The organism is Stenotrophomonas maltophilia (genome assembly GCF_013464915.1).
Classification (GTDB): Bacteria; Pseudomonadota; Gammaproteobacteria; order Xanthomonadales; family Xanthomonadaceae; genus Stenotrophomonas; species Stenotrophomonas maltophilia_AT.
Genome location: NZ_RAVT01000086.1, coordinates 1 through 5,020, shown reverse-complemented (window position 1 = coordinate 5,020; position 5,020 = coordinate 1). Strand labels below are relative to the sequence as shown.

The 5,020-nt window shown below is 67.7% G+C and carries 7 protein-coding genes; 1 reads left to right on the top strand and 6 read right to left on the bottom strand.

Annotation, left to right across the window (positions count from 1 at the left end):
- Window positions 1-77 precede the first annotated feature (77 nt).
- The 6 genes from D7T59_RS20985 to D7T59_RS20960 form a co-directional block, all read right to left on the bottom strand.
- A complete protein-coding gene (locus tag D7T59_RS20985) occupies window positions 78-530 on the bottom strand; it encodes a hypothetical protein (RefSeq protein ID WP_180853470.1) in 453 nt (150 codons plus the stop codon).
- The gene (locus tag D7T59_RS20980; RefSeq protein WP_106551363.1) at window positions 527-730 is read right to left on the bottom strand and encodes a PspC domain-containing protein; all 204 of its coding nucleotides are present in this window, start codon (window positions 728-730) and stop codon (window positions 527-529) included. The genes D7T59_RS20985 and D7T59_RS20980 overlap by 4 nt, the downstream gene beginning before the upstream one ends.
- A 65-nt stretch (window positions 731-795) precedes the next feature.
- Complete coding sequence (locus D7T59_RS20975) at window positions 796-1,170, bottom strand: YfeK family protein (protein ID WP_407070863.1); 375 nt, start codon at window positions 1,168-1,170, stop codon at window positions 796-798.
- 51 nt (window positions 1,171-1,221) lie between these two features.
- Window positions 1,222-2,289, bottom strand: coding sequence for a class III poly(R)-hydroxyalkanoic acid synthase subunit PhaC (phaC, locus tag D7T59_RS20970; RefSeq protein ID WP_164135775.1), 1,068 nt, complete (start codon window positions 2,287-2,289; stop codon window positions 1,222-1,224).
- Entirely contained in the window at window positions 2,286-3,350 is a 1,065-nt protein-coding gene (gene phaE, locus D7T59_RS20965) for a class III poly(R)-hydroxyalkanoic acid synthase subunit PhaE (protein ID WP_180882692.1), read from the bottom strand. The genes phaC and phaE overlap by 4 nt, the downstream gene beginning before the upstream one ends.
- A 22-nt stretch (window positions 3,351-3,372) precedes the next feature.
- Window positions 3,373-3,987, bottom strand: a complete 615-nt coding sequence (locus tag D7T59_RS20960; RefSeq protein WP_164135777.1) for a CDP-alcohol phosphatidyltransferase family protein — start codon at window positions 3,985-3,987, stop codon at window positions 3,373-3,375.
- Window positions 3,988-4,337: 350 nt separating this feature from the next.
- On the opposite strand from D7T59_RS20960, the gene D7T59_RS20955 reads away from it, so the two are divergent.
- Complete coding sequence (locus tag D7T59_RS20955; protein ID WP_258013216.1) at window positions 4,338-4,982, top strand: class I SAM-dependent methyltransferase; 645 nt, start codon at window positions 4,338-4,340, stop codon at window positions 4,980-4,982.
- Window positions 4,983-5,020: the final 38 nt, after the last annotated feature.

The following is a 5,020-nucleotide window of genomic DNA, read 5'->3' as shown; positions in this document are numbered from 1 at the left end:
AACCCACCCCGCCCGGCCCGATCACATGAAACGTATTCCGCGACCAAGCCACGAGGGGCTGCGCCGTTGGCTGGAACCTACGGCCACCAGCCGCGCCCGAACCGGGCGAAATGATCCGCCGCACGCTCGAACGGGTTGCGCGCACTCACCCCGCCGCACAGCAGGTAGACCGGCAGGTACAGCGGCCCCAGCACCATGTACTGGTAGACGTGGGCACGTTCGTGGTCATCCAGCCGGATCAGCGGCTCGACGCCCCACCCGGCCTGATGCGCATAGGTGCGGCAGGAGATACCCAGATCATGGCCGGTGTGCAGAATCACGTTGCCCAGGGTGATCGCCCCGCCCGGACCCCAGGGCCAGCGGTCGAACACCAGCGCACAGTCCCGCCCGCTCCAGCGCAGCGTCGCGCCGCCGAGCATGCCGGCCAGGCCAGCGATCAGGCCGAGCAGGGAATTGGGGGACGTCCAGAGCGCGCCCAGTACCTGCAGCGCGCGCAGCCAGACCGGCCAGGGCTGCTGCGCAGTCTTCAATCGGCCTCGTTCGGCATCAGCAGCCACAGGATCAGGTAGACCAGGATGCCGGGAAAAGCTGCAGAGGCCAGCGACAGCAGCACGTAGATCACCCGCAGCAGCGTGGCATTCCAGCCGAAGCGATGGGCGATGCCACCCATCACGCCGGCAATCATGCGGTCGTTCAATGAACGCGACAGCGTCTTGGGCGTGGTGTTCATGGCGGTGTCTCCTGGGAATGCGCAAACGCAGTCGAGCGTGGCTCGACTCTACACTGGCCCCATGTCTACGGCGTGCGTTGGCGCAGGGCCTGAAGGCGTGCGCCGAACCAGGCGGCGGCGGTCTGTTCAGGCTGTCCCGGGCACTGGATACGGTAGGGCTTGCCGCTCATGCTGCTCTGGCTGGCGGCACGCTCGATGAACTGCTCGGCACTGTCCACCTGGTTTTTCTTCAGCAGGTAATCGTACTTGCGCTGCAGGTGAGCGCGCGCGTCGCTGCCGTCGTACCAGCTGCCATTGCGCTGGAACCGGCACTGCGATCCATCGAGGCTGGAGATCAGCTGGGCGATCTCGCGCTGTGCCTGCGGGCCCGGGGCAGCGTGGGCCACAGGCGCTGCCAGAAGCAGCGCGGCAAGCAGCATCGAAATCCGTTGCGTCATCATCATTCTCCAGGCAGTCGAGCATGGCTCGACGCTACATGAACGAAACAGGCGTTACGCGTCGCGCGCCTTCAGCCAGCCATCGATCGTGGCCGGCACTTCGCGCTGCGCGCGGCCGGACACGTAGATACCAATGTGGCCGCCGCGGAAACTGGACTCAGTGTAGTCGTCCGTGCCCAAGCGCCCACGCATCGCGCGCGAGGCATCCGGCGGCACCAGATGGTCCTGCTCGGCGTAGATGTTCAGCACCGGCAGGGTCACCTGCGACAGATCCACCGCCTCCTCGCCGATCCGCACCGTGCCCTTCACCAACCCATTGCCTTGGTAGAACTGCTTGATGAAGTCACGGAACGCTTCGCCGGCCAGGTCCGGCGAGTCGAAGATCCACTTCTCCATGCGCAGGAAATCCTCCAGCGCCGCCTTGTCATCAAGGATGTCGAGCAGGCCGACGTACTTCTGCACGTTCAGGCGGAATGGCTTGAGCATCAGGTAGCTGGCATTCATCAGGTCGGCCGGGATGTTGCCCAGCGTGTCCACCAGCAGGTCCACGTCCACCTGCCGCGCCCAGTGCGAGAGCATGTTGTCGGCGGTCTGGAAATCAACCGGCGTGACCATGGTGATCAGCTTGCCCAGTTTCTGCCGGCGCAGCGCGGCATAGCACAGCGCGAACACCCCCCCCTGGCAGATGCCCAGCAGGTCCACCGGGCCACCGCTGCGCGCGCGCAGCGCATCCACCGCGCCATCGATGTAGCGCAGCAGGTAGTCCTCCAGGGTCTGGAAGCGCTCGGAGCGGTCCGGGTAGCCCCAGTCCAGCACATAGACGTCCTGGCCCAGCGCCAGCAGCTTCTGTACCAGCGAGCGGTCGGCCTGCAGGTCCACCATGTACGGCCGGTTGACCAGCGCATAGACAATCAGCAGTGGCGTGCGCCGAGTCGGTGCCTGCTCGCCGACAAAGCGGTACAGCACCACCTTGCCGTCGCGCCAGACTTCCTCGCGGGCGGTCACGCCATAGTCCACGTCTTCCACCTGCGGCAGCAGCTTCAACCCTTCCATCAGCTTGCGCTGCATGGCCAGGGTTTCCTGCATCAGGTCATCGGCGTTGAAGCCCAGCGGTCCCTTCATCGGTCACGCGCCCGTGCGGTGGTGCCGCCAGCAGGCTTCTTTGCAGGCGACTTCTTCGCGGCTGCCTTCTTCGCCGGCGCGGCCTTCTTCGCGGCTTTGCGCGCGGCCGGCTTCACCTTCGCCGGTGCCGGCTGCGACACCGGATCCACCGCGGCGGTGCCCGCCAGCACCGCCACCTGGGCCTGCAGGCGGCGCAGGCTGCGCTCCAGCTCGGCGATGCGGCGGTGGGCGGCGTCCATCTCGCTGCGGGTCGGCAGGCCGATCCGTTCACTCATCTGTTCCACCTCGCGCTGCAGGCCGGCGCGCAGGCGCATCTGTGCGTTGCCCAGCGCGGCGTAAACCTGCTGGAACGGCTCGGACATCGCGACCTTGGCGTAGGCTTCCTCGGCCACTTCAATCCACAGGTCGAACATCGCGCGGGCACTGGTCAGCTGGCTGCCCGGTTGTTCGTGCTCGGCCAGGCGCTGCTCGAACAACGCGAAGGCTTCGTCCAGCGCCTGCTTGATCTGCTCGACGTAGGCACGCGAATGCTGCTGGTAGTCCTCCTGCGCACGCAGCAGGGCCTGCCAGCGCGCCTGGTGTTCGCGGCCGGGCCCGAACGCCGGGCTCTGCAGCCACGGGCCGGCCTGCAGCTGGAACTGCTGCAGCCACGCGGCGAATTCGGGTACGGCGGCGCCGGCCTGGGTGCTGCCACGGGCGCCCTGCAGCATCCACTGCAGCATGCCGTCGCCCTGCCCCTGCACCGCCTCGCGCCAGGCCTGGGCCACATCAGCGCTGCTGGCGTCGCGGCCGGCGAAGCGCGCCGCGACWTCCTGCATGGTGCCGTACCAGCTGCCGGCCTGTTCGCGGAACCGGCGCACGGCATCTTCCGGCGCGCCCTGCCCCTGTTCGGGCAGCAGCTGGCCCCACCAGTCGAACAGCCGCTTCCAGCTGCCGGGGTCGTCGCCAGCCGGCGCGCCGGGCGTGCTCGCATGGCGCAGGGCATCGCCCCAGGCACCGAAGTACTGCCGGGCAAGGGTCTCGAAATCGCTGCTGCCGGCGTCGTGGGCCGAGCTGGTCATCGCAGGCCTCCGCAGGGCTGGCTCATGGCTTGGGAATGCGCAGGGTCTTGCTGATCATCAGCGACCCGGACAGGGCGAACAGCAGCACCATCGGGTGCAGCTGCCAAGGCCCGATCTGCCACTGGCCAAACCAGAGGTCCTGGCCGATGGCATCGGTACCGGCGGCGATCGCCAGCACGATCACCAGCACCAGGCTGGTCGGGATCGGAGTGCCCTCGAAATACGTGACCTTGCCCTCGTCACCGGACAGCGCCTCGGCGGTGACGTTGTAGCGCGCCAGGCGGCTGACGCCGCAGCAGACGAAGTAGCTCAGCACCAGCCAGTCCCAGCCGCCCTGCATGCCGCACGCATAGGCCAGCGCCGCCGGCGCCACGCCGAAGGAGATCACGTCCGACAGCGAGTCCAGCTCGCGCCCCAGGGTGGAGCTGGATTTGCGCCAGCGCGCGATGCGCCCGTCAAGGGCGTCGAAAATGAAGGCCAGCGGGATCAGCGCCATGCCGAACAGCAGGTAGCCGCGCTCGCCGTCCTGCAGGAAACGCATCGCGGCGAACACCGCACCGGTGCCGCAGAAAGCATTGGCCAGGGTGAACCAGTCGGCCAGCTGGAATTCGCGCAGCATCGAGAAGTGACGTTTCATGGGGTCTCACGGAGCATCAAGGCCCACAGGTTACCGCGAGCACCGCCATGGGTGACAGCGCCCGCCAGGCCGATTCTTCACCATGCCCTCACCCATCCTCACCAGCGGTGAATTTTTCGCCACCCATCTTGACAGCCTAGGGGGGTGGCGCCTGTCGCGGCTTATCCACAAAGTTGCCCACGCGTAATCCACACCCCCTGTGGACAACCAGATCTCACCGACTGCGACGCTGGACATTTCCTCATCACCCTGCAGCGGGGTTTCCCTACTTCCCAAGCCGCAAGGTCAGCGCTATGGTCACCGGCGGACCCGCCGCCGCCACGTCCGAATCTCTTCGATGGACGACGACGATGCTGGATGCTTCCACCCTGGCCGCTCAGCTGCGGCAGCCCCATGGCGACGCCGCGCTGGCGGTGGCCGACTCGATGAACCGCAGCAACTGCGCCCTGAACCTGGCCGCGATCGGGCTGCTGGCGGTGGCGGCCGGCGAACGCATCCTGGAGATCGGCCCCGGCAATGCGGCCTTCGCGCCACAGCTGTTGCAGGCGCCGGGCAGCCAGTATCTGGGCGTTGAGTTGTCCGCCGCCATGGTCGAGGCCGGCAACCAGCGACTGGCCAGTGCCGGCCTGGGCGACCGGGCGGCGATGCGGCTTGGCGATGCCCATGCGCTGCCGGTGAGCGAGGCATCCGTGGATGCCGCACTGGCGGTCAACACCCTGTACTTCTGGCCCAACCTTGCTCCGGTGCTGGATGAGCTGGCGCGGGTGCTGCGCCGGGGCGGCCGCCTGTGCCTGGCCTTTGGCGATGCCGCCTTCATGCGCAGCCTGCCGTTCGCCGCCGACTTCCAGCTGCATGAACTGGACGCGGTGGAGCTGGCCCTGCGGGTATCCGGCTTCCGCGTCTCGGCCTGGCGCAGCCACCGCGAAACCGCGAGCGGCAATGACGGCCAGACCCGCGACAAGCACTTCCATCTGCTGCTGGCACAGCGGCACTGAAGTGGTAGAGCCGGCCGCTGGCCGGCKGCCCCGGCCGC

Coding starts and splice junctions, on each gene's coding strand:
- D7T59_RS20980 (WP_106551363.1), bottom strand. CDS start 730: ATGAACACCACGCCCAAGACGCTGTCGCGTTCATTGAACGACCGCATG.
- D7T59_RS20955 (WP_258013216.1), top strand. CDS start 4,338: ATGCTGGATGCTTCCACCCTGGCCGCTCAGCTGCGGCAGCCCCATGGC.
- D7T59_RS20960 (WP_164135777.1), bottom strand. CDS start 3,987: ATGAAACGTCACTTCTCGATGCTGCGCGAATTCCAGCTGGCCGACTGG.
- D7T59_RS20975 (WP_407070863.1), bottom strand. CDS start 1,170: ATGATGACGCAACGGATTTCGATGCTGCTTGCCGCGCTGCTTCTGGCA.
- phaC (WP_164135775.1), bottom strand. CDS start 2,289: ATGAAGGGACCGCTGGGCTTCAACGCCGATGACCTGATGCAGGAAACC.